At 69.1% G+C, this 19,475-nt stretch carries 20 protein-coding genes; 12 read left to right on the top strand and 8 right to left on the bottom strand.

From position 1 onward, the window contains the following. Positions 1 to 148 precede the first annotated feature (148 nt). On the top strand, positions 149 to 1,336 hold the full coding sequence (locus LRH25_RS31930) for an MFS transporter (RefSeq protein WP_231013232.1): 1,188 nt from the start codon (positions 149 to 151) through the stop codon (positions 1,334 to 1,336). 146 nt (positions 1,337 to 1,482) lie between these two features. On the opposite strand, the gene LRH25_RS31925 is transcribed toward LRH25_RS31930, so the two are convergent. Continuing rightward, entirely contained in the window at positions 1,483 to 2,106 is a 624-nt protein-coding gene (locus LRH25_RS31925; protein WP_141289340.1) for a LuxR C-terminal-related transcriptional regulator, read from the bottom strand. Between the two features lie 78 nt (positions 2,107 to 2,184). Beyond that, entirely contained in the window at positions 2,185 to 3,111 is a 927-nt protein-coding gene (locus tag LRH25_RS31920) for a LysR family transcriptional regulator (RefSeq protein ID WP_141289339.1), read from the bottom strand. Between the two features lie 286 nt (positions 3,112 to 3,397). Between LRH25_RS31920 and LRH25_RS31915 the strand changes: the two genes are divergently transcribed. Genes LRH25_RS31915 through LRH25_RS31905 form a run of 3 tightly spaced genes read left to right on the top strand, consistent with a single transcriptional unit; the run spans position 3,398 to position 5,132 of the window. After that, positions 3,398 to 3,727, top strand: a complete 330-nt coding sequence (locus LRH25_RS31915; protein ID WP_141289338.1) for an NmrA family NAD(P)-binding protein — start codon at positions 3,398 to 3,400, stop codon at positions 3,725 to 3,727. 2 nt (positions 3,728 to 3,729) lie between these two features. Further along, the gene (locus tag LRH25_RS31910; protein WP_141289337.1) at positions 3,730 to 4,128 is read left to right on the top strand and encodes a hypothetical protein; all 399 of its coding nucleotides are present in this window, start codon (positions 3,730 to 3,732) and stop codon (positions 4,126 to 4,128) included. A gap of 20 nt (positions 4,129 to 4,148) precedes the next feature. After that, positions 4,149 to 5,132, top strand: coding sequence for an alpha/beta hydrolase fold domain-containing protein (locus LRH25_RS31905; protein WP_141289336.1), 984 nt, complete (start codon positions 4,149 to 4,151; stop codon positions 5,130 to 5,132). 37 nt (positions 5,133 to 5,169) lie between these two features. On the opposite strand, the gene LRH25_RS31900 is transcribed toward LRH25_RS31905, so the two are convergent. From LRH25_RS31900 to hyi, 4 genes are read right to left on the bottom strand one after another with little or no spacing between them, the layout of a single operon-like run. Then, positions 5,170 to 5,550 carry a hypothetical protein gene (locus LRH25_RS31900; protein ID WP_141289335.1) on the bottom strand — a complete coding sequence of 127 codons (381 nt, stop codon included), beginning with the start codon at positions 5,548 to 5,550 and terminating at the stop codon, positions 5,170 to 5,172. After that, entirely contained in the window at positions 5,547 to 6,359 is an 813-nt protein-coding gene (locus tag LRH25_RS31895) for a hypothetical protein (protein WP_231013229.1), read from the bottom strand. The genes LRH25_RS31900 and LRH25_RS31895 overlap by 4 nt, the downstream gene beginning before the upstream one ends. Positions 6,360 to 6,395: 36 nt before the next feature. Then, entirely contained in the window at positions 6,396 to 7,691 is a 1,296-nt protein-coding gene (locus tag LRH25_RS31890; RefSeq protein WP_231013226.1) for a glycerate kinase type-2 family protein, read from the bottom strand. Continuing rightward, the gene (hyi, locus tag LRH25_RS31885) at positions 7,688 to 8,467 is read right to left on the bottom strand and encodes a hydroxypyruvate isomerase (RefSeq protein ID WP_231013224.1); all 780 of its coding nucleotides are present in this window, start codon (positions 8,465 to 8,467) and stop codon (positions 7,688 to 7,690) included. Before hyi ends, LRH25_RS31890 begins: the two co-directional genes overlap by 4 nt. A 63-nt stretch (positions 8,468 to 8,530) precedes the next feature. On the opposite strand from hyi, the gene LRH25_RS31880 reads away from it, so the two are divergent. From LRH25_RS31880 to LRH25_RS31855, 6 genes are all read left to right on the top strand, one after another. Further along, entirely contained in the window at positions 8,531 to 9,952 is a 1,422-nt protein-coding gene (locus LRH25_RS31880; RefSeq protein WP_231013223.1) for an 8-oxoguanine deaminase, read from the top strand. Positions 9,953 to 10,021: 69 nt separating this feature from the next. Continuing rightward, positions 10,022 to 13,111 carry a PAS domain-containing protein gene (locus tag LRH25_RS31875; RefSeq protein ID WP_231013221.1) on the top strand — a complete coding sequence of 1,030 codons (3,090 nt, stop codon included), beginning with the start codon at positions 10,022 to 10,024 and terminating at the stop codon, positions 13,109 to 13,111. A gap of 48 nt (positions 13,112 to 13,159) precedes the next feature. Continuing rightward, complete coding sequence (locus tag LRH25_RS31870; protein ID WP_231013213.1) at positions 13,160 to 14,194, top strand: histone deacetylase family protein; 1,035 nt, start codon at positions 13,160 to 13,162, stop codon at positions 14,192 to 14,194. Then, positions 14,194 to 14,739: a DUF2867 domain-containing protein gene (locus tag LRH25_RS31865; protein WP_141288461.1), complete on the top strand. Its 546-nt coding sequence runs from the start codon at positions 14,194 to 14,196 to the stop codon at positions 14,737 to 14,739. The genes LRH25_RS31870 and LRH25_RS31865 overlap by 1 nt, the downstream gene beginning before the upstream one ends. Next, positions 14,736 to 15,506 (top strand): CPBP family intramembrane glutamic endopeptidase, encoded by a 771-nt coding sequence (locus LRH25_RS31860; protein WP_141288460.1) that lies wholly within the window; start codon positions 14,736 to 14,738, stop codon positions 15,504 to 15,506. Before LRH25_RS31865 ends, LRH25_RS31860 begins: the two co-directional genes overlap by 4 nt. Beyond that, positions 15,503 to 15,979: a GNAT family N-acetyltransferase gene (locus LRH25_RS31855; protein WP_141288459.1), complete on the top strand. Its 477-nt coding sequence runs from the start codon at positions 15,503 to 15,505 to the stop codon at positions 15,977 to 15,979. Before LRH25_RS31860 ends, LRH25_RS31855 begins: the two co-directional genes overlap by 4 nt. 8 nt (positions 15,980 to 15,987) lie before the next feature. On the opposite strand, the gene LRH25_RS31850 is transcribed toward LRH25_RS31855, so the two are convergent. Together LRH25_RS31850 and uraH are read right to left on the bottom strand one after the other, a co-directional pair. Further along, positions 15,988 to 17,193: a urate hydroxylase PuuD gene (locus LRH25_RS31850; RefSeq protein ID WP_141288458.1), complete on the bottom strand. Its 1,206-nt coding sequence runs from the start codon at positions 17,191 to 17,193 to the stop codon at positions 15,988 to 15,990. Between the two features lie 2 nt (positions 17,194 to 17,195). Continuing rightward, entirely contained in the window at positions 17,196 to 17,561 is a 366-nt protein-coding gene (gene uraH, locus LRH25_RS31845) for a hydroxyisourate hydrolase (RefSeq protein WP_141288457.1), read from the bottom strand. Positions 17,562 to 17,826: 265 nt separating this feature from the next. Here uraH and LRH25_RS31840 point away from each other — a divergent pair, with 265 nt between their 5' ends. Both LRH25_RS31840 and puuE read left to right on the top strand, forming a co-directional pair. Further along, complete coding sequence (locus tag LRH25_RS31840; RefSeq protein ID WP_141288463.1) at positions 17,827 to 18,483, top strand: GntR family transcriptional regulator; 657 nt, start codon at positions 17,827 to 17,829, stop codon at positions 18,481 to 18,483. Positions 18,484 to 18,510: 27 nt separating this feature from the next. Further along, positions 18,511 to 19,470: an allantoinase PuuE gene (puuE, locus tag LRH25_RS31835; protein ID WP_141288456.1), complete on the top strand. Its 960-nt coding sequence runs from the start codon at positions 18,511 to 18,513 to the stop codon at positions 19,468 to 19,470. Positions 19,471 to 19,475: the final 5 nt, after the last annotated feature.

Genomic DNA, 19,475 nt, shown 5'->3' with positions numbered 1-19,475 from the left:
GGCCTACGGCTTCCGCGACGACGCCTATTTCTTCCTCAAAATCCGCGCCGCCTTCCCCGGAGTTGGGTGAAGAACCTTTTTTCATGGCCGAGGCAGACCCACCACCCATCCTGGCAAGATCGCGGCCCCAACCCGCCACCCCATCGCCTTGACCAAGCCTTTGCCCTCGCCTGCCGTCTCGCCTGCCCAGCTGCGCCGCGGCCTGATCGCCATCTTCGCGTCGACCTTTTGCGAGCTCAGCGGGCTTTTCATGTTCTTCCCGCTGCTGTTGTTCACCGCCAAGGGCATGGGACTGAACGACGCGCTGGTCGGTCTGCTGGCGGCCACCAACTGGCTGGGCCTGGCGGTGGCCACGCCGTTTGCCGGCGGCTGGGTGGCACGGCTGGGCATGCGCGGTGCGCTGCTGCTCAGCGGCGCGGTGCCGCTGGGCACCTTGACCTTGACGGTGCTGACGCCCTGGCCGGTCGGCTGGGCGCTGCTGGGCGTGGTCGGCGGCGCGGCCGGCTCGCTGCGCTGGATCGTCGCCGAAGCCACGGTTGCCGAGCTGGCGCCGGCGGCGCGGCGTGGCCGCATCGTCGGGCTGTACGAGACCATGGTGGGCTGCACCTTCGTGCTCGGCCCCAGCCTGTTGGCCTTCATCGGCACCGAGGGCGCGGCGGCACAGCTTGCGCGCTGGACGGCGGTGGCGCTTTCTGCGCTGGGCCTGCTGCTGAGCTTCGCGGTGCCGGCGCTGACCAGCCACCACCGCGAAGACGCGCCGCCACCGGGCTGGCGCGGCATCGCCGCCGCAATGCGCCAGCGGCCGGTGCTGATGCTGGCCGGCGCGGTCGGCGGCTTTTTCGAAGCCGGCACCTCGGGCCTGCTGCCGCTGTACGGCCTGTCGGCCGGCTTTGGCGCCGGGATGGCGGCGCTGCTGGTCTCGGCCAGCGGCGCCGGCAGCGCGCTGGTGATGGTGCCGGTGGGCGAACTGGCGGACCGCTGGTCGCTGCGCGGCGTGCTGCTGGGCTGCGCCGCCATCACGTTGGGCGCCTGCCTGCTGCTGCCGCTGGCACCGGCTTGGCCGCCGCTGGCCTATGTCATCGCGTTTGTGTGGGGCGGCGCTGGCGGCGCGCTGTACACGCTGGCGATGGTCGACATCGGCCACCGCGAGCAAGGCGTGGCGCTGGTCAATACCACCGCGGTGCTGGTGCTCAGCTACACGCTGGGCGGCATGGCGGCCCCGATGCTCGGTGGCCTGGCACTGAGCCTGGCGCCGGGCTGGGGCATGCCGCTGCTGATGATCGCAGTGGCCGGCACCGGGCTCGGTGGCTTGCTGAAGGCGCGCGCTCGCGCTTGAACGGCCTCACGCACTGGGCGCGCTCCGCGCTCGCCCGCCGGTCCCGCGGGACCGCGCACGCAAGACCGCCGCATGGGCAGCACCCGGCCAGGAGTGGAAATTCACCGGGTCCGCCTGGCAGCAGGTCCTCGCGGCTGCGTCCCGCATCAACCCACGGTCGACATGATCGCCAAAGGCCGGCCCTCGTTGTCGCTGAAGAAACCCATCCACTCCTCGCTGCCGTTCTCGTGGCGATGGATCATGTGCGGCGCATGCGTGAATTGCACGCCGCGCGCGCCCAGGGCCGCCTGCGCTGCGCGGATGTCATCGACGCGAAAGTACAGGATCGACTCCGAAACAGTGCCTTCGCCCTCCGACAGGAACAGCCGCACGCCGCCACAGTCGAAAAATGCCAGGTTGCCGAACGAGTACAGGTGCGCCAAGCCGAGCACGTCACCGTACCAAGCACGGGCGGCAGCGATGTCCTTGACCGTTCGGGCGATCTGCCCCAGAGCGCCCAGATGGATGTCGGCTTGCATGAAGGTCTCCTTGGCGTGCAGCAGGGTGTCGCGTCGAATGCCGTCCCAGCGTCGAAGTTCGGTTCGGCTGGCCAGACCAAGCTTGTGCAGCGCGTTGGCCACGTGGTACTTCACGGCGTCGAGGGTGACGCCCTGGCGCGCGGCGATCTCGCGGTTCCGCAGACCGTGCCGCACCGCCTCAACCACGCGCCACTCGCCGGGAGTCAGTACATCTGGGTGCGCTGGGCGACCGCGCTCGCGTGGGCTGGGCATGCGCGCAGCTTAGCGCTTGCAAGAATGAATTTCCCTACCCGAGGCAACACCCAAAAAACGATCCTGCTCACTGCAAAGCTATGGCGGTGCCATCGGGTCGTCTTGCCAGGACTTGCCCGGCGCCGAAGCACTCTTGAGGTGCTCGACAAAGGCCTTGACCGTGGGAGACAGCTCTCGTCTGCTCGGAAAGACGGCGTTTACCGCCAACGGAGGCGGCGTCCATTCGGGAAACAGATGAACGAGGCGCCCGGCCTGGATATCGGGCGCGCACAAGTACCCCGACAGGCAACCCAGGCCGACGCCACGCAGCACTTGCCTGTGAATCAAGAGCGGATCGTTGATGCTCAGGCGCGGGTTGAGTTCGAACCTCTTCTCCTCGCCGCAGGGGCTTGTGAACATCCAGGGGCGCGGCCTCCCGCCGATGCCTGGCATCTCGACGGCGTCGTGCGACTGGATCTCGTCCAGGGTGCGCGGCGTGCCGCGGCGCGCGAGATAGGCAGGAGCGGCGCAAAGGTAGCGGCGAATCGTCCCCAGCCGGACCGCCACCAGTTGCGAGTCGGTCATCGGCCCGATGCGCACCGTCACGTCCACGTTCTCGGCAATCAGGTCCACCGATCGACTGCTCAACTCCAGTGCCACCTTGACATCGGGGTAGCGCGCCAGGAACTCGGGCAGCAGGTCTGACACGGCGTTGTAGCCGAAGCCTATTCCGACACTGATCCGCAGCAGGCCGCGCGGGTTGTCGCTCATGCCGCTGATCACGTCGACCGTTTCATGGATGCGCGCGAGCAGGTTCCCGCATCGCTCGTGCATCGCAAGGCCTGCGTCAGTCAGCTGCACGTCATGCGTGGTCCGCTGGACAAGGCGGATTCCCAAGGCCGCCTCCAGGCGAGCCACACAGCGACTCACGCTCGACTTGGGCATGTTCAGCACGCGCCCGGCCGCGGAGAAGCTGCGCAGCGTTGCGACTTTCTCGAACACGCGCAAATCATTCAAGTCCAGCATGTCGAAGGATTCCTCTTGAGCGCCCCAGACCTGTCGCTCCGTGCCAGCTCCCCGAGGGGGTCAAGAAAAACTTGGGGCAGCCCTGCGTTTTCTTGAGAGGTGACAGCGAGCGCGGTTTGAAACCCGTGAATTCCTGGTGAGCTTCGGCAGCACGCAAGCCGACTGTCCCACCAGGGGAACACCGTGTTCCCGCGGCATGGGCATGCAGTCCTACAGCCCGAACGGGCGGATCAAGTTTCAATGAGTTTGTCACACCGCCTCATGGTGCTTTCCAACGAATGAACGCATGAAACAACCAAGCTCCACCATCCTGGCAGTCGGTGCCGCGGGCAAGTTTGCCGGCCTCGTGCTTCCTGCGCTTGCCCAACGTGGCGCCAAGGTCCGCGGGCTCATCAGACGAGCTTCCGACACGGACGCCGTGCGCGCCCACGGCGCCACGGACGTGGACGTCGGCGATCTGGGCAACCGTGCCAGCGTTGAGACTGTCCTCGAGGGCGTCGACTCGGTCTTCTACATCGCGCCAGCCGCCCTGCCCGACGAAGCGAATGTCGGCAAGCGCAAGTTCCTCGACATGTTCTTGGCCAGGTCAGGAACCCGATCAATCGGCAGGAGATGAAGATGAACAAATCTCAAGAGACGAAAGTCCTGTTCGTGGGCCAGCAACCGGAGACGGTCGACTTCTCGGACCCGGCATTGCCGCCCGGTTTCGACGCCGCCAAGATCCATGCCGGGATCGCTCTCGGCATGCAACAGATGACAGATCGGGGCTGGCATGCAGATCTCTGTCTCGTGCGCCCCGACGACTCCGCGTCAACAGTGCTTGAGCAGCAACTCTCCACCGTTCTCTACGACTGCGTCGTGATCGGCGGAGGCCTTCGCATTCCCCCCAAGAGCCTGCTGCTGTTCGAACGGCTCGTGAACACCGTGCACAAGACGGCACCCCAGGCGGCCATCGCCTTCAACACCTCCCCGCCGGACACCGCCGATGCTGCGGCGCGTTGGCTCAACCTCGACTGAGTGAACGGAGGCATCGCGCCATGGCAACCATCCGTCACCCTCTGCACCCGCTCGACCGCGCAGTCATGATCGCAATGCGCGAGATGGTCGCGCCGATGAAGGGAAGCGTCACCGGTCCGGAGGCGAGAAAGCCCTTCGATGAATGGATGGAGAAGACTCGCTCATCCCCCGGCGTGACTTACGAACAGGCCTCGGTAGGCGGTGTCGCAGGCGTTTGGTGCCGCCCGGAAGGCGCAGTTGATCCCGCTGCGGCGATCCTCTATTTTCACGGTGGCGCCTACATCGCCGGATCGGCGCTCGCCTATCGGCACTTCGTCGGTCAGATCGCCGCGCGGACCCGGATCGCCGCGTTCGTGCCGGCGTACGGGTTGGCACCGGAGCGGCCGTTTCCGGCAGCCGTTGACGATGCCCAGGCCGCCTATGCGGGCCTGGTCGCGCAGGGAGTCACCAGCATCGCGCTGGCGGGGGACTCGGCCGGTGGCGGGTTGGCGCTGGCGCTGCTGTCGCTGGCGGTTGCCAAGGCGAAAGATGGCCTGATCCCAGCTCCCCTGGGCGCGGTGGCGATGTCACCCTGGACCGATCTGGCGCTGACCGGCGACAGCATGGCAAGCCGCGCCGAAGCCGACCCGCTCACGACCCAGCAGGCACTCGCCACCACGGCGCAGTTGTACCTCGGCAAGCATGACCCGCGCGACGCGCGAGCCTCGCCTCTGTATGCCGATCTCGCCCAGCTGCCGCCCATCCTCATCCATGTCGGGGAAGACGAAGTCCTGCTTGACGATTCCACGCGCTACGGCGATCGGGTCGAGAACAGCGGCGGGGTCTGCCAGGTGAACGTCTGGGAAAGCATGGTGCATGTGTTCCCTTCCAACGTTTCCACGCTGCACGCGGCAAAGGCCGCACTGGACGACATAGGCGACTTTTTGCGGCGGTGCTTCAAGACCGAACCCGATGGGGCGTCGAATGAAGGGCCTCACCCTTGGCGCGCCAGGACGCCGGCCTGAGTGGCCAACAGGACTTGTTGGGCGTCGCCGCAGCGCATCACCGGCCCGCATGCCCGGGCCCGGCCCCCTGCCTCACCCGCAGCTTCGCCACCACGCCCGGCGGCTCGAACAGCAGCACCAGTTCCGTGGCAGCACCCGTGGACCGGTCTGCGCCGGGCCAGCGGTAGACCCACACCTCGTCGCCGCTGTCGAACCGGACGACGATGGCCGGGCCAAGTGCGGTAGCGACTTCGGGCTGGGTGCTCTTGCCGACGGTGATCAGGGCGGCGGCGGCCTGCGGCGAGAGGGCTTGGCCGGCTGGCGTGTGCGCAATGCCCGGGCCCTGCGGCGAGGGGCCGAGCAGGCCGACGCCGGCACAGCCCGAGCACAGGCTGGCTGCGAGGCAAAGCGCACGAAGGCGAAGCCGCGACCGGGTCATGGCCGATCGTCCATGTACTCGAATTCGACCCGCGTGTCGTCCGGCCAGCTGCGGTCGCCCAGCGGCAGGAAGTAAGTGCGGTCCACCAGCACTTCGCAGTCGCAATAGGGCAGGTCCTGCTTGAGGCCGGGGTCGTCGCTGGCGCCGGCGTAGAGCTGGTCGACGGGCAGCACCTCGCGGCGCTCGCCGGCCACCAGCGTCACGCTGAACAGTGGCCGCTCGGCGAAGAACAGGTACTTGGCGTCCTTGCGTTCGCAGTAGCGCCGGCTGTCGGCGAACAGGTCGGCGATCAGCGCCAGCGGGTTGCTGTTGGACACCAGGTCTGCCTCCAGCCCGACCAGGCATTCCAGCCGCAGGTCGCCCAGGCGGCGGGTGCCGGGCGGCAGGCCGGGGCTGCGGATGTCGGTGCGCCAGGTCATGCTGAGCCGGCGGCGGTTCGGCGAGACCACGGCGTCCTCGTCCATCGCCAGGCGGTTGCGTTCCAGCACAAACGTGTGGTCCGGCGCGACAGGCACCTTGTAGTCGAACGACGAGCCGATCACTTCGAGCACGATGTGATCCATGTCGGTGCCGGGCTTGCGCGGCAGCAGCTTGAAGCGCAGCACGGCCTGCGGCGCCAGGCCGGCCTTGGCCTGCTCGAAAAAGTCCATGCCGTGCATCATCTTGCGGAAGGACTTTTCGACCGAATGCCGCGCCGCGCCGGTCACCGTGACCTGCTGCACCTCAGCCGCTGGCGGCGACTGCGCGCACACGGCAGCGGTGGCCGCGGCGAGCAGCATGGGCAGGGTTGCGCGCATCAGGCGGGACATGGTCCGGTTCTGACCCGCGGCTTCGCCGAAAGTTGCTCAACGGATCAACAAGGCGCGAAAGTCGTTGACGTTGGTGTAGGTCGGCCCGGTGACGACCAGGTCACCCAGCGCCTCGAAAAAGCCGAAGCTGTCGTGCCGGTCCAGGTGCTCGGCGGCGGACAGGCCCAGTGCCGCAGCGCGGGCCAAGGTGTCTGGTGTGACCAGTGCGCCGGCATTGCTTTCGACGCCGTCGATGCCGTCCGTGTCCGCCGCCAGCGCCCACACTTCGGGCTCGGCGCGCAGCGCCAGCGCGCAGCCCAGCAGGAACTCTCCCGCCCGGCCGCCGCGGCCCAGCGGGCGCGGCGTGTCGGCGCGCACCGTCACCGTGGTTTCACCGCCGGAGAGGATCACGCAAGGTCGGGCAAACGGCATGCCTCGGCGCGCCACCGCGCGGGCCAGCGCCGCATGCACCTGGCCCACGGTGTGCGACTCGCCTTCGATCTCGTCCGACAGCACATGCGCCGCGAAACCGAGCCGGCGCGCCTCGGCGGCTGCCGCGTCCAGGCTCATCTGCGGCGTGGCGATCATGCGCACCTCGTGCTGCGCGAACAGCGGGTCGCCGGGCTTGGGCGTTTCCCAGGCGCCGCTTTCCAGCGCGGCCTGGGCCACGGCCGGCAGCGCGATGCGGTGGCGGCTCAGCACGGCCAGCGCGTCGGCACAGGTGCTGGGGTCCGGCACCGTCGGGCCGCTGGCGATCACGGCCGGGTCGTCGCCCGGCACGTCGGAGATCAGCAGCGACAGCAGCGGTGCGGCACCGCAGGCCTGCGCCAGCCGGCCGCCCTTGATGGCCGAGAGGTGCTTGCGCACGCAGTTCATCTCGTCGATGGCCGCGCCGCTGTGCAGCAAGGCCTTGTTGACGGCCTGCTTGTCACCCAGCGTCAGCCCGGGCGCCGGCAGGCTCAGCAAGGCCGAGCCGCCGCCAGAGATCAGGCACAGCACCAGGTCGTCCGGCCCGGGCTGGAAGGCCTGCACCAGCGCCAGCATGCGGGCCGAGGCCGCCAGGCCCGCGGCATCCGGCACCGGGTGCGCGGCTTCAACAACCTCAATGCGGCGCTGCGCCGGCCCACCCGGCGGCACGTGGTCGTAGCGTGTGATGACCAGGCCGCTCAGCGGCGCGTCAGCCGGCCACAGCGCCTCGACCGCCGCAGCCATCGAACCACCGGCCTTGCCGGCGCCCAGCACCAGCGTGCGGCCCTTGGGTGGCGGTGGCAGGTGCACGGCGAGCACCTGGGCTGGCAAGGCCGCGGCAACGGCCGTGTCGTAAAGCCTGCGCAAAAGTTCAGTGGGCGTCATGCTTGAAAGCGCGCCAGCCAACCCAGGCCGGCTTCGGTGCCGGCCAGCGGCAGGTATTCGGCGCCGACAAAGCCGGTGTAGCCGATGCGGTCCAGGTGATCGAACAGGAACCCGAAGTTCAACTCGCCGGTGCCGGGCTCGTGGCGGCCGGGGTTGTCGGCAAACTGCACATGGCCGATGTGCGGCAGCTGGCGCTGCAGCGTGCCGGCCAGCTCGCCCTGCATGCGCTGCAGGTGGTAGAGGTCGAACTGGATCTTCACGTTGGGCCGCGCGGCTTCTTCGATCAGCGCCTGCGCATCATGGCTGCTGTGCAGCCAGAAGCCGGGCAGGTCGAAGGTGTTCAGCGGCTCGATCAGCAGCGTCCTGCCGTGTTCGGTCAGCGCATCGGCCGCAAAGCGCAGGTTGTCCAGGAAGGTGGCGCGCACCTGGGCGGCCGGCACGCCGGGGGGCGTGAGGCCGGCCAGCAGGTTCAGCTGCGGCACGTCCAGCGCCTTGGCGTAGGCCAGCGCGCGCGGCACGCCGGCGCGGAATTCGGCCACGCGCGTCGGGTCGCAGGCGATGCCGCGGTCGCCCGCCGCCCAGTCACCGGCCGGCAGGTTGTGCAGCACCATCTGCAGGCCGGCCGCATCCATCTCGGCGCGCAATGCGTCGGCCGGGAAGTCGTACGGAAACTGGCATTCGACGAAGCGGAAGCCGGCCGCGGCGGCACGCGCAAAACGCTGCGGCAGCGGCACCTCGGTGAACAGCATCGAAAGATTGGCGGCGAAACGAGGCATACCTGACCTGGATGGGCACTCGCTGTGCAACGATGGCGGGCCTTCACGATACCAGCGCGCGCCATGACCTCTGCCGCCCCCCGCCGCACCCTGCTGATCCGCAACGCCGAGCTGATCGCCACGCTGGACGACCAGCGCCGCGAACTGCGCCACGCCAGCCTGCTGGTACAGGACCGGCAGATCGTCGCGCTGGGCAGCGCCGAGGACCTGCGGCCCTGGCTGCCGGCGGACGGCGTGGACGAGGAGATCGACGCGAGCGACCACATCGTCATCCCCGGCCTGGTGAACACCCACCACCACATGTACCAGAGCCTGACGCGGGCCATCCCCGCGGCGCAGAACGCCGAGCTGTTCGGCTGGCTGCGCACGCTCTACCCGCTCTGGGCCGGGCTGACTCCGGAGATGGTGCAGGTCTCGACCCAGGTGGCGATGGCAGAGCTGCTGCTCTCGGGCTGCACCACCAGCTCGGACCACCTGTACCTCTACCCGAACGGCGTGAAGCTGGACCACAGCATCGAGGCCGCGGCCGAGATCGGCATGCGCTTCCATGCCGCACGCGGCAGCATGAGCGTGGGCGAAAGCGCTGGCGGGCTGCCGCCGGACAGCCTGGTCGAAGACGAAGCCGCGATCCTGGCCGACACCCAGCGCCTGATCGAGACCTATCACGATGCCGAGCCGCTGGCGATGCTGCGCGTGGTGGCCGCGCCCTGCTCGCCGTTTTCGGTCAGCCGCGATCTGATGCGTGAATCGGCCCGGCTGGCGCGGGCGCTGGGCACGCGCATGCACACCCACCTGGCCGAGAACGACCACGACGTGGCCTACAGCCTGGCCAAGTTCGGCATGACGCCGGCGCAGTACGCCGAGAGCCTGGGCTGGGTCGGCGACGACGTGTGGCATGCCCACTGCGTGAAGCTGGACGACGCCGGCATTGCCCGCTTTGCCGCCACCGGCACCGGCGTGGCGCATTGCCCGTGCAGCAACATGCGGCTGGCCTCGGGCATTGCGCCGGTGCGGCGCATGCTGAACGCCGGCGTGCCGGTGGGCCTGGGCGTGGACGGCAGCGCCAGCAACGACGGCGCGCACATGCTGGGCGAGGCGCGGCAGGCGCTGCTGCTGGCCCGCGTCGGGCGGTCGTTGGGACCGTTCGGCTGCGACCATGGGCCAGCCGAGATGACGGCGCGCAACGTGCTGGAAGTCGCCACCCGCGGCGGCGCGAAGGTGCTGGGGCGCAACGACATCGGCCACCTCTCGCCCGGCATGGCGGCCGACTTCGCGCTGTTCGACCTGCGCACGCTGGGCCTGGCCGGCGGTGCGGTGCATGACCCCTTGGGGGCGCTGCTGATGTGTGCGCCGGCCAGTGCCGCCTACACGGTGGTGAACGGCCGGGTCGTCGTGCGCGAGGGGCAGTTGTGCACGCTGGACCTGGGTCCGCTGTTGGCCTGCCACAACCGCCTGGCCCAGCAATTGGCATACGCGGCTGGGTAAGGGTGATATTTTCAGAATGGCAACAACGCTGCGCTATGCTGCCCAGCCAGAAAGCCTCTGCATGCCTGCGTGAAACGATCCTCCGTGACCCTGGCCCTCGCGCCGGCAATGGCGCTCGCGTTCAGCCTGCCTGCGCGGGCCGCTGGCGTGCTGGCCGGCGCGGCGTGGCAGCGCGACCTGGGCATGCTGCTGTCGCTGGCGGCGCTGGCCGGCGGCGCGGCGCTGATCTGGGCGGTTGCAATGCGCCGCATGGTCGAGCGCCGCACGCGTGAGCTGCAGGACCAGCGGCAAAGCCTGCACACCCTTGTCAGCACCCTGCCCGACCTGGTCTTCGTCAAGGACCTGAAGGGCGTCTACCGCGCCTGCAACCCGGCGTTCGAGCGTGTCTTCGGCAAGCCCGAGGCCGGCATCATCGGCCACACCGACCATGCGCTGACCACACCCGAGCAGGCGGACGCGCAGCGCCAGCACGACCTGGACGCGCTGGCTGCCAACAGGCCGCTGATGTCCGAGGACTGGCTGACGCTGGCCGCCGATGGCAGCAAGGCCTTGTTCGAGACCATCAAGGCACCGATGCGCGACGCCAGCGGCCGGGTCATCGGCGTGCTCGGCATTGCCCGCGACGTCACCCAGCACCGCCATGCGGAACAGCGCCTGCGCCGGCTGAACCAGCTCTACCGCGTGCTGGGCCGGGTGCAGGACGCCGCGCACGTCAAGGGTGACCCGAGCAGCCTGTACGCGGCGATCTGCCAGGCGGTGGTCGAGGAAGGTGGCATGAGCCTGGCCTGGATCGGCAGCACCGACGACCGGCGCGAGACGCTGCGCCCGGTGCAACGCGCCGGCGACACCTTGCAGCCACTGCCTCCGCTGCGCATCGGCAACCTGCAGCGGCCCGGCTGGACTGGGGACGAACCCGGTCGTGGCGGCAGCAGTGCCACCGCCGCGCTTCGCGCCTGGCGCGAGGGCAGCACCGCGCTGGTGCTGGAAAGCCCGGCCCAGCCCGCACTGCCCGGCATGGCCGCGGTGCCGGCCGGCGGCGCCTGGCTGGCGATGCCGCTGAAGGTCGACACGGAGGTGCGCGCCGTGCTGTGCATGCGCGCCGAGCAGGCCGAGCGTTTCGACGCCGAAGAGGTTGGCGTGCTGGAGCGGCTGGCGATGCAGGTCAGCCTGCGGCTGACGGCCGACGAAGCCGAAGCGGCGCGGCAAAAGGTCGTCAGCGCGTTGCGCGACAGCGAGGCTCGCTTCTCGCTGATGTTCCAGACCAGCCCGGTGGGCATGCTGCTGAAGTCTTCGCCCGGCGGACGGGTGGCCGATGTCAACCAGGCCTGGCTGGACCTCTGCGGCTACCAGCGCAGCGAGGTCATCGGCCCCGGTGCGCCCCCGCTGGCACTGTGGGTGGACACGGCCCAGCATGCCGCGGCGATGGCCGAGTTGCAGGAGACCGGCCGCGTCAGCGGGCGCGAGATGCGCTTGCGCAAGCGCAGCGGCGAGCAGGTCGACATTGCCTACTCGGCCACGCGAACGCCACTGGGCGGGCAGGACCACCTGCTGGCCTCGTTCGTCGACATCACGCTGCAGAAGCACGCCACCCGCCGCGCCGAAGAAGAGGCCGACCAGCTCGAGCACGAGGTGGCACGCCGCACCGCCGAGCTGAACAGCCTGTTCGAGGCCTTGCCAGACCTCTACTTCCGGCTCTCGCCCGCGGGCGTGGTGCTGGACTACCGCGCCGGCAACACCGTCACGCTGCTCCGCGACCCTGCCCAATTCCTGGGCCGGCCGGTGCGCGAGGTGCTGCCGGGCGACGCGGCCGACAAGCTGATGGCGGCGCTGGCCCAGGTGGGCGCAAGCCAGCAGCCGGTGTCGATCGAATACGCACTGGCCATGCCGGCCGGCGAGCAGACCTACGAAGCCCGCATCGTGCCAACCGAGCCGGGCGGCGACCTGGTGGCCGTGGTACGCAATGTCTCCGAGCGCCACGCGCTGGAGACCGAACGCGAGGCCGCGCGCGAAGAGGCCGAGCGGCAGGCCCGCCACCGCAGCGAATTCCTGGCCAACATGAGCCACGAGATCCGCACGCCGCTGAACGCCATCCTCGGCTTTGCCCAGCTGGGTTTCGAGCAGACCCAGGGCCGGGTGACCCAAACCGGCTACAACCGCATCCTGTCGGCCGGCAAGCTGCTGCTGGCCATCGTCAACGACGTGCTGGACTACTCGAAGATCGAGGCCGGGCGCATGGATGTCGAATCCATTCCGGCCAGCCCGCGCCAGCTGATAGACGCGACCGCCGACATGGTGCGCGACACCGCCCAGCAAAAAGGCCTGGCGCTGAGGGTGCACCTGGCGCCCGAGCTGCCGCTGGCCTGCATGACAGACCCGACGCGGCTGCAGCAGATCCTGGCCAACCTGCTGGCCAATGCCGTCAAGTTCACCCATAAAGGTGGCATTGACCTGCTGGCCGACCGCGACGGCAATGGCGATGGCGAGTGGCTGCGCATCCGCGTGCAGGACAGCGGCATCGGCATGAATGCCGGCCAGCGCGAGGCGCTGTTCGCGCCCTTCCGCCAGGCCGACGCTTCCACGACGCGGCGCTACGGCGGCACCGGCCTGGGCCTGGCCATCAGCCGCCAGCTGGCCGAGCTGATGGGCGGCGAGATCACGGTGCATTCCACGCTGGGCGTGGGCAGCGAATTCACGCTGCGGCTGCCGCTGCGCGCGGTGCCGGCGCGCTGGCAGCAGCTCTCGCTGGCGGAGGACGACATGCCACGCAGTGGCCCGCAGCTCGAAGGCCTGCGGCTGCTGGTCGCCGAAGACAACCCGGTCAACCAGATCGTCATCAAGCAGGCGCTGAGCAGTGCCGGCGCGCGGGTCACGCTGGCGGCAGATGGCCGCGAGGCGGTGAACCTCGTGACCGACTCGCCGGACGGCTTCGATGCCGTGCTGATGGACATTCAGATGCCCGAGATGGACGGCTACGAAGCCACGCGCCGCATCCGCCTGCTGGCCCCGCAGTTGCCCGTCATCGGCCAGACCGCGCACGCGCTGCAGGAAGAACGCGACCAGTGCCTGGCCTGCGGCATGGTGGCCCACGTCGCCAAGCCCATCGACCTGGCGCGCCTGATCGCCACGCTGCGCGCCGTGATGCGTCAACCGGTGGCCTGAGCAGCAGGCTCTGAAACGCCGCCACCCAGATCACCGTAAAGTGCCGGCATGCACATCTTCTACAGCGACCAGCACCGCGCGCACGCGGGATCCCACGAGTTCTACCGCGGCGAGCTGGTGCCCTGTTTCGAGAAGCCGGAACGCGCCGACCATGTGCTGGCCGCCGTTCAGGCGCGTGGCATCGGCCCGGTGCTGCCGCCCCAGCCTTTCCCGCCGGACCCGATCGCCCGCGTGCACAGCGCGCGCTACCTGCGTTTCCTCGAAACCGCCTGGGCCGAATGGACAGCGCTGGGCAATGCCGGCGACATCCTGCCTTCGGTCTGGCCGATCCGCGGCTTTCGCAGCGACGTGGAGCCGGTCAACTTCATGGCCCGCCTCGGGCTGTATTCCTTCGACAGCGGCACGCCGTTCACCGCCGGCACCTGGGCCGCAGCGCGCACCGGCGCCGACATCGCGCTGACCGCCCAGGCCCACATCGCCGCCGGGCACCGCGCCGCCTTTGCGCTCAGCCGCCCGCCCGGCCACCATGCCGGCGCCGATTTCCTCGGCGGCTACTGCTTCCTGAACAACGCCGCGATTGCCGCGCAGGCCTGGCGGGACCAGGGCGCAGAGCGCGTGGCCATCCTGGATGTGGACTACCACCACGGCAACGGCACGCAATCCATCTTCTACGACCGTGCCGATGTGCTGTTCCAGAGCATTCACGGTGACCCGCTGACCGAATACCCGTTCTACCTCGGCCATGCCGACGAGACCGGCAGCGGCGCTGGCCTGGGCTTCAACCAGAACTACCCGCTTCCCGCGGGCGCGACCAACGAGGCCTGGTTCGCCGCACTGGCCACCGCCTGCGAACGCATTGCCGCTTACCGCCCGGCCGCGCTGGTGGTCTCGCTCGGCGTGGACACCTTCGCCGACGACCCGATCTCGAAATTCCAGCTGCGCACGCCCGAGTTCCACCGCCTCGGCCGCACACTCGCGGCCCTGCAACTGCCCACGCTGTTCATCTTCGAAGGTGGCTACGCGGTGGCCGAGATCGGCGACAACGTGGCCGAGGTGCTGCAGGCCTTTGAGCAAACGCCTTGATGAGCCCCCTTTCCACCACCGTGTCACCGGTACCGGTTCCGACCGATTCGCGCATTGGCAGCTTCTACGCCAACCCTTACCTGGCCGACGCGTTTGCCGTCGCGCTGCCGGCCAACGTGGTGCGCGACCCTGAGCTACTTGCGCGCTTTGTCTTCGGCCATCAGCCAGGCTGGATCAACCAGCTGATGGGCGTGCGGGACGCGATGGTGTCCGTATTCGGCCTGAAGACCGCCAAGGCGCTGAGCACTGCCGGCCCCTCGCCTGCCACGAACCGCGTGGGCCTGTTCAAGATCTACGAGCGCCACGCCAGCGAGATCATCCTGGGCGAAAACGACAAGCACCTGGACTTTCGTGCCTCGGTGATGTGCCGCCCGGCCGCAGCCGGCGAGCCCGGGCCGACGCTGGTGATGAGCACCGTGGTGTGTTGCCACAACCGCCTGGGCCGCAGCTACATCGGCCTGATCCGGCCCTTCCACCGCCTGGTGGTGCAGGCCAGCCTGCGGCGGGCGGCCCAGGTCGGCTTTCCGACCGAGGCCACCGGATGAATCTGCAGGCATCTGCAACAACGACCGCTCTGTCGCTGCGCGCCCCTTGGCGCGCCCTGGGCGCCGAACTGTGGCGCTCGTCCCTGGTGCTGGCCGCCTTGTTCATCGGCCTTCGAGCGGCCGGCACGCTGGGCGAGCATCCGGTGCGCTGGCTGCTGCCGCTGGGCTTCGTCGCAATGACCGCGCTGCCGTGGCTGCTGCTGACCGCACCGGGACGACGCGCCATCGGGCTGCAGGCACCGCGCCGACGTGGCTTCATGCTCATTGGCATCGCAGCAGGTGCGCTGGCCGCCACGCTGTGCTTTGCGCTGGGCATCGCGCTGTTCGGCCATGGCACCGGGCACTGGTTCACCAGCGTTGCCAACAGCTACCGGCGCACGCTGGACACCAGCGGCATGGGCTTGCTGCAACTGCACCTGATCTTCACCGTGCCCGCGGTGCTGTTCAGCCCCGTTGGCGAAGAGCTGTTTTTCCGCGGCTTGCTGCAGCGCGCGCTGGAGCAACGCTTCTCGCCCACCCGCAGCACGCTGATCGAAGCCGGGCTGTTCGGCCTGGTGCACTTGTGCCACCACGGCCTGGTGCTCAGCGCCAACGGCCTGCAACTGCAGCCGGCCTCGGCCACGTTGTGGGTGCTGCTGATGTTCGCCACCGCGCTGCTGTTCGCCTGGCTGCGCCGCGCCAGCGATTCGCTGCTGCCGGCCATCGCCTCCCACGCCGCGTTCAATGTGACGATGAATGCGTTCATCTTTGCCGTGCTGTGGACATGAGCGCGGCCCACATCCGGCCGCTTGACCTGCAGCAGCCCACGCTTGTCCAAGCGCTGCACCGCATCTGGTGCGCCGCCTATGCGCAGGAAGCCGCGCTACTGGGCCTGACGCCGGCCCAGTTTCCACCACTGCAAACCACAGTGGCCGACCTGCAGGCCAGCGGCTGGCAGTTCTTCGGCGCGATGCAAGGCAGCACGCTGGCCGCCGCGGCCGCACTGGGCGATGAAGAAGACGGCGCACTGCGCCTGAACGCGCTGGTCGTCTCGCCAGCTTTCCAGCGCCGCGGCCTGGGCCGGCAGCTGGTGGAAGAAGCCCTGCGGCGCACCGCACCCGGGCGCCTGCTGCGCGTGGGCACGGGCGCGGCCAACCAGCCAGCGCTGGCGCTCTACGAAGGCATGGGCTTCACGCTGGAAGCCCGGTTCAGCGTGGGCTCGCCGCCAGTGGACGTCGTGCGGCTGACGCGACGGGCCTGATCCCAACCTCAAGGCATGCCGGCCTGCACCCAGCGGCCCAGCAGCGCGCGTTCGTCCTCGGTGATCTGCGTTGCGTTGTTCAGCGGCATCAGCTTGAGCACCACGGCCTGCTGGTAGAGCTGCTGGCCGTGCTGGCGGATCAGCGCCTCGCTGTCCAGCGCCACGCCCTTGTTCTGCAGCTTGGCGTTGTGGCACATCACGCAGCGCTGCTGGATCACCGCCTGGACCTGGGCGAAGCTGACGGGGGGCTGCTCAGCCACAGCCGATGCAAGCGGACGGGGCGGCGGCGCCAGCATGATGGCCAGGCCCACCAGCACGCCGCAGCCGGCCGCAAAGAACGGCCACGGCGGCGTGACGCCCTTGACCTTGGCCTTGTGGCGCGCCACGAAGAAGTGGCGGATCAAGGCGCCGGCCAGCATCAGCAGCACCAGCACCAGCCAGTTGAACCTGGCCTGGTAGAGCCAGCCGTAGTGGTTGCTGAGCATGGCCACCAGGACAGGCAGCGTGAAGTAGGTGTTGTGCACGCTGCGCTGCTTGGCGCGCTGGCCGTGCACCGGGTCCACCGGCAAGCCGGCCTTCATCTGCGCGATGACCTTGCGCTGGCCCGGAATGATCCAGTGCGCGACGTTGGCGCTCATCGCGGTGGCCATCATCGCGCCCACCAGCAGGAAGGCTGCGCGGCCGGCGAACAACTGGCAGGCGGCCCAGGCGGCGAAGACCACGACCACGGTCACCGCCAAGCCCAGCAGCTTGTCACCGCTGGGCTTGCGGCCCACGGTGCGGCACAGCCCGTCGTAGATCACCCAGAAGCCGGCCAGGAAACCCAGCGCCGCGGCAATGGCGCCAGCCGGCGACCAGTGGTGCACGCTCTGGTCGATCAGGAAGGTGCCGGCATTGAACAGGTACAGCGCGGTGAACAGCCCGAAGCCGGTCAGCCAGGTGCTGTAGCTTTCCCAGTAGAACCAGTGCAGGTTCTCCGGCAGCGCCTTGGGCGCCACCATGTATTTCTGCGGGTGGTAGAAGCCGCCGCCATGCACGGCCCACAGCTCGCCGTCCACGCCCTTGGCCTTCAGCTCAGGGTCGGTCGGCGGCGTGAGGCTGTTGTCCAGGAAGACGAAGTAGAACGACGAGCCGATCCAGGCGATGGCGACGATGACATGGGCCCAGCGCAGCAGCAGGTTGGCCCAGTCCAGCAGGTAGGTGGGATCGAACAAGATCAACTGCCCCGGTAGGTGGAATAGGCCCAGGGACTGGCGAGCAAGGGGACGTGATAGTGCGCGGCGGTGTCGGCCAGGCCAAAGTCCAGCGGCACCTGGTCCAGGAACGGCGGCTCGGGCAGCTCGGCACCTTTGGCACGGAAGTAGGCCGCCACGTCGAACACCAGCCGATAGCGGCCGGGCTGGAAGCTGTCGCCCTGCAGCAGCGGCGCATCGGCGCGGCCATCGGCGTTCAGCTGCAGCGTGGCCAATCGGACGGGTGGCTCGGCGCTGCCTTCCGCCGCCAGCCGGTACAGCGCAACCGCCATGCCGGCCGCGGGGCAGCCGTTCATCGTGTCCAGCACGTGGGTGGTGAGTCGTCCCATGATGTTCCTGCGCGCCCTGCAGCGGTTGTTTCAAAGGGTCAGCCGGCCGTGAGTGCGTGGAGAAAATTGTATACACTGCAGCATACACAAAACAAGCCTGCGACCCACCTAGACTCTCGGCCTTCGTTCCACCCCCATCATCGCGCCCATGGCCACCCGACGCAGCACCGCCAGCACCGACACCTCTGTTCGCAAGCCGCGTGCCCGCACGACGGCCGCCGAGGTGCCCGAGGTGCAACTGCCGGCCGCGGACGACAGCGCGCAGATGACGCAGACCCAGCGCATCGTCGACGCGGTCACCGCCGCCATCGTCGAGCGCCGGCTGATGCCGGGCACCAAGCTGGCCGAGCAGCAGATCGCCGACATCTTCCAGGTCTCGCGCACCCTCGTGCGCCAGGCGCTGAACCAGCTCTCGCGCGACCGCCTGGTGGTGCTGGCGCCCGCCCGCGGCGCCTTCGTGCGCGAGCCCAGCGTGGAGGAAGCGCACCAAGTCTTCGAGGTACGGCTGATGTTGGAGTCGGCCATGCTGCGCCGGCTCTGCGAAACCATCACCGAGGCCCAGGTGGCGACGCTGCGCCGCCACCTGGCCGATGAGCAGGCCGCGGTGGCCCGCACCGACGTGCCCGGCCGCACCCGGCTGCTGGCCGATTTCCACACCGTGCTGGCCGGCATGCTGGGCAACGAGGTGCTGGCCGAACTGCTGGGCGACCTGCTGTCGCGCTCCTCGCTGATCTCGCTGATGTACCAGAGCTCGCACTCGGCAGAGCATTCGCAGGCCGAGCACGTGGCCATCGTCGACGCACTGGCCAGGCGGGACGCCGACGCTGCCGTCGCGCTGATGGGCGAGCACCTGGGCAACGTCGAGCGCAACCTGCGGCTGAACCCGCGCGTGAGCGACCTGGCGAGTGCCTTGCAACCCTAGCCCTCCAACCCTAGAGAGCTTTCTTCCATGCGCTACCCCCGCGACCTGCACGGCCACGGCCGCAACCCGCCTCACCCCCAATGGCCAGGCCAGGCCCGGGTGGCGCTGCAGTTCGTGCTGAACTACGAGGAAGGCGGCGAGAACTCGGTGCTGCATGGCGACGCCGGCAGCGAGCAGTTCCTCTCGGAAATGTTCAACCCGCCGAGCTTCCCGGCACGCCATTTGTCGATGGAAAGCATCTACGAATACGGCTCGCGCGTGGGCGTGTGGCGGCTGCTGCGCGAGTTCGAGAAACGCGGCCTGCCGCTGACCGTCTTCGGCGTGACGATGGCGCTGGAGCGCTGCCCGGAAGTGACCGCGGCCTTTGTCGAGCTGGGCCACGAGATCGCCTGCCACGGCCTGCGCTGGATCCATTACCAGAACACGCCCGAGGCCGAAGAGCGCGCCCACATGGCGCTGGCGCTGGACAGCCTGCGGCTGCTCACCGGCGGCGACCCGCAGGGCAACAGCCTGCACGGCAAGGGCTGGTACACCGGCCGCGACAGCCCCAACACCCGCCGCCTGGTGGCCGACCACGGCGGCCTGGAATACGACAGCGACTACTACGGCGACGACCTGCCCTTCTGGCTGCAGGTGCGCAAGACCGACGGCACGCTGGCGCCGCAACTGGTCGTGCCCTACACGCTGGACTGCAACGACATGCGCTTCGCGCTGCCGCAGGGCTTCAGCCACGGCGACGAATTCTTCCAGTACCTGCGCGACAGCTTCGACGTGCTGTACGCTGAAGGCGAGGACCGGCCGGCGATGATGAGCATCGGCATGCACTGCCGGCTGCTGGGCCGCCCGGGCCGCATGCGCGCACTGCAGCGCTTCCTCGACCATGTGCAGGCCCACGAGCGCGTGTGGGTCACGCGGCGCATCGACATTGCCCGGCATTGGAAGGCCACGCACCCTTTCGACGCCGCCACCGCCTTTGTCTGGGAGTGAAGCTG

This window comes from Ideonella azotifigens (assembly GCF_021043325.1).
GTDB classification, from domain to species: Bacteria; Pseudomonadota; Gammaproteobacteria; order Burkholderiales; family Burkholderiaceae_C; genus Ideonella; species Ideonella azotifigens.
The sequence above is the reverse complement of the archived record's forward strand: the minus strand, read 5'-3'. Positions and strand labels throughout refer to the sequence as shown.

Coding starts and splice junctions, on each gene's coding strand:
- LRH25_RS31925 (WP_141289340.1), bottom strand. CDS start 2,106: ATGCCCAGCCCACGCGAGCGCGGTCGCCCAGCGCACCCAGATGTACTG.
- LRH25_RS31920 (WP_141289339.1), bottom strand. CDS start 3,111: ATGCTGGACTTGAATGATTTGCGCGTGTTCGAGAAAGTCGCAACGCTG.
- LRH25_RS31915 (WP_141289338.1), top strand. CDS start 3,398: ATGAAACAACCAAGCTCCACCATCCTGGCAGTCGGTGCCGCGGGCAAG.
- LRH25_RS31910 (WP_141289337.1), top strand. CDS start 3,730: ATGAACAAATCTCAAGAGACGAAAGTCCTGTTCGTGGGCCAGCAACCG.
- LRH25_RS31905 (WP_141289336.1), top strand. CDS start 4,149: ATGGCAACCATCCGTCACCCTCTGCACCCGCTCGACCGCGCAGTCATG.
- LRH25_RS31900 (WP_141289335.1), bottom strand. CDS start 5,550: ATGACCCGGTCGCGGCTTCGCCTTCGTGCGCTTTGCCTCGCAGCCAGC.
- LRH25_RS31895 (WP_231013229.1), bottom strand. CDS start 6,359: ATGTCCCGCCTGATGCGCGCAACCCTGCCCATGCTGCTCGCCGCGGCC.
- LRH25_RS31890 (WP_231013226.1), bottom strand. CDS start 7,691: ATGACGCCCACTGAACTTTTGCGCAGGCTTTACGACACGGCCGTTGCC.
- hyi (WP_231013224.1), bottom strand. CDS start 8,467: ATGCCTCGTTTCGCCGCCAATCTTTCGATGCTGTTCACCGAGGTGCCG.
- LRH25_RS31880 (WP_231013223.1), top strand. CDS start 8,531: ATGACCTCTGCCGCCCCCCGCCGCACCCTGCTGATCCGCAACGCCGAG.
- LRH25_RS31870 (WP_231013213.1), top strand. CDS start 13,160: ATGCACATCTTCTACAGCGACCAGCACCGCGCGCACGCGGGATCCCAC.
- LRH25_RS31865 (WP_141288461.1), top strand. CDS start 14,194: ATGAGCCCCCTTTCCACCACCGTGTCACCGGTACCGGTTCCGACCGAT.
- LRH25_RS31860 (WP_141288460.1), top strand. CDS start 14,736: ATGAATCTGCAGGCATCTGCAACAACGACCGCTCTGTCGCTGCGCGCC.
- LRH25_RS31855 (WP_141288459.1), top strand. CDS start 15,503: ATGAGCGCGGCCCACATCCGGCCGCTTGACCTGCAGCAGCCCACGCTT.
- uraH (WP_141288457.1), bottom strand. CDS start 17,561: ATGGGACGACTCACCACCCACGTGCTGGACACGATGAACGGCTGCCCC.
- LRH25_RS31840 (WP_141288463.1), top strand. CDS start 17,827: ATGACGCAGACCCAGCGCATCGTCGACGCGGTCACCGCCGCCATCGTC.
- puuE (WP_141288456.1), top strand. CDS start 18,511: ATGCGCTACCCCCGCGACCTGCACGGCCACGGCCGCAACCCGCCTCAC.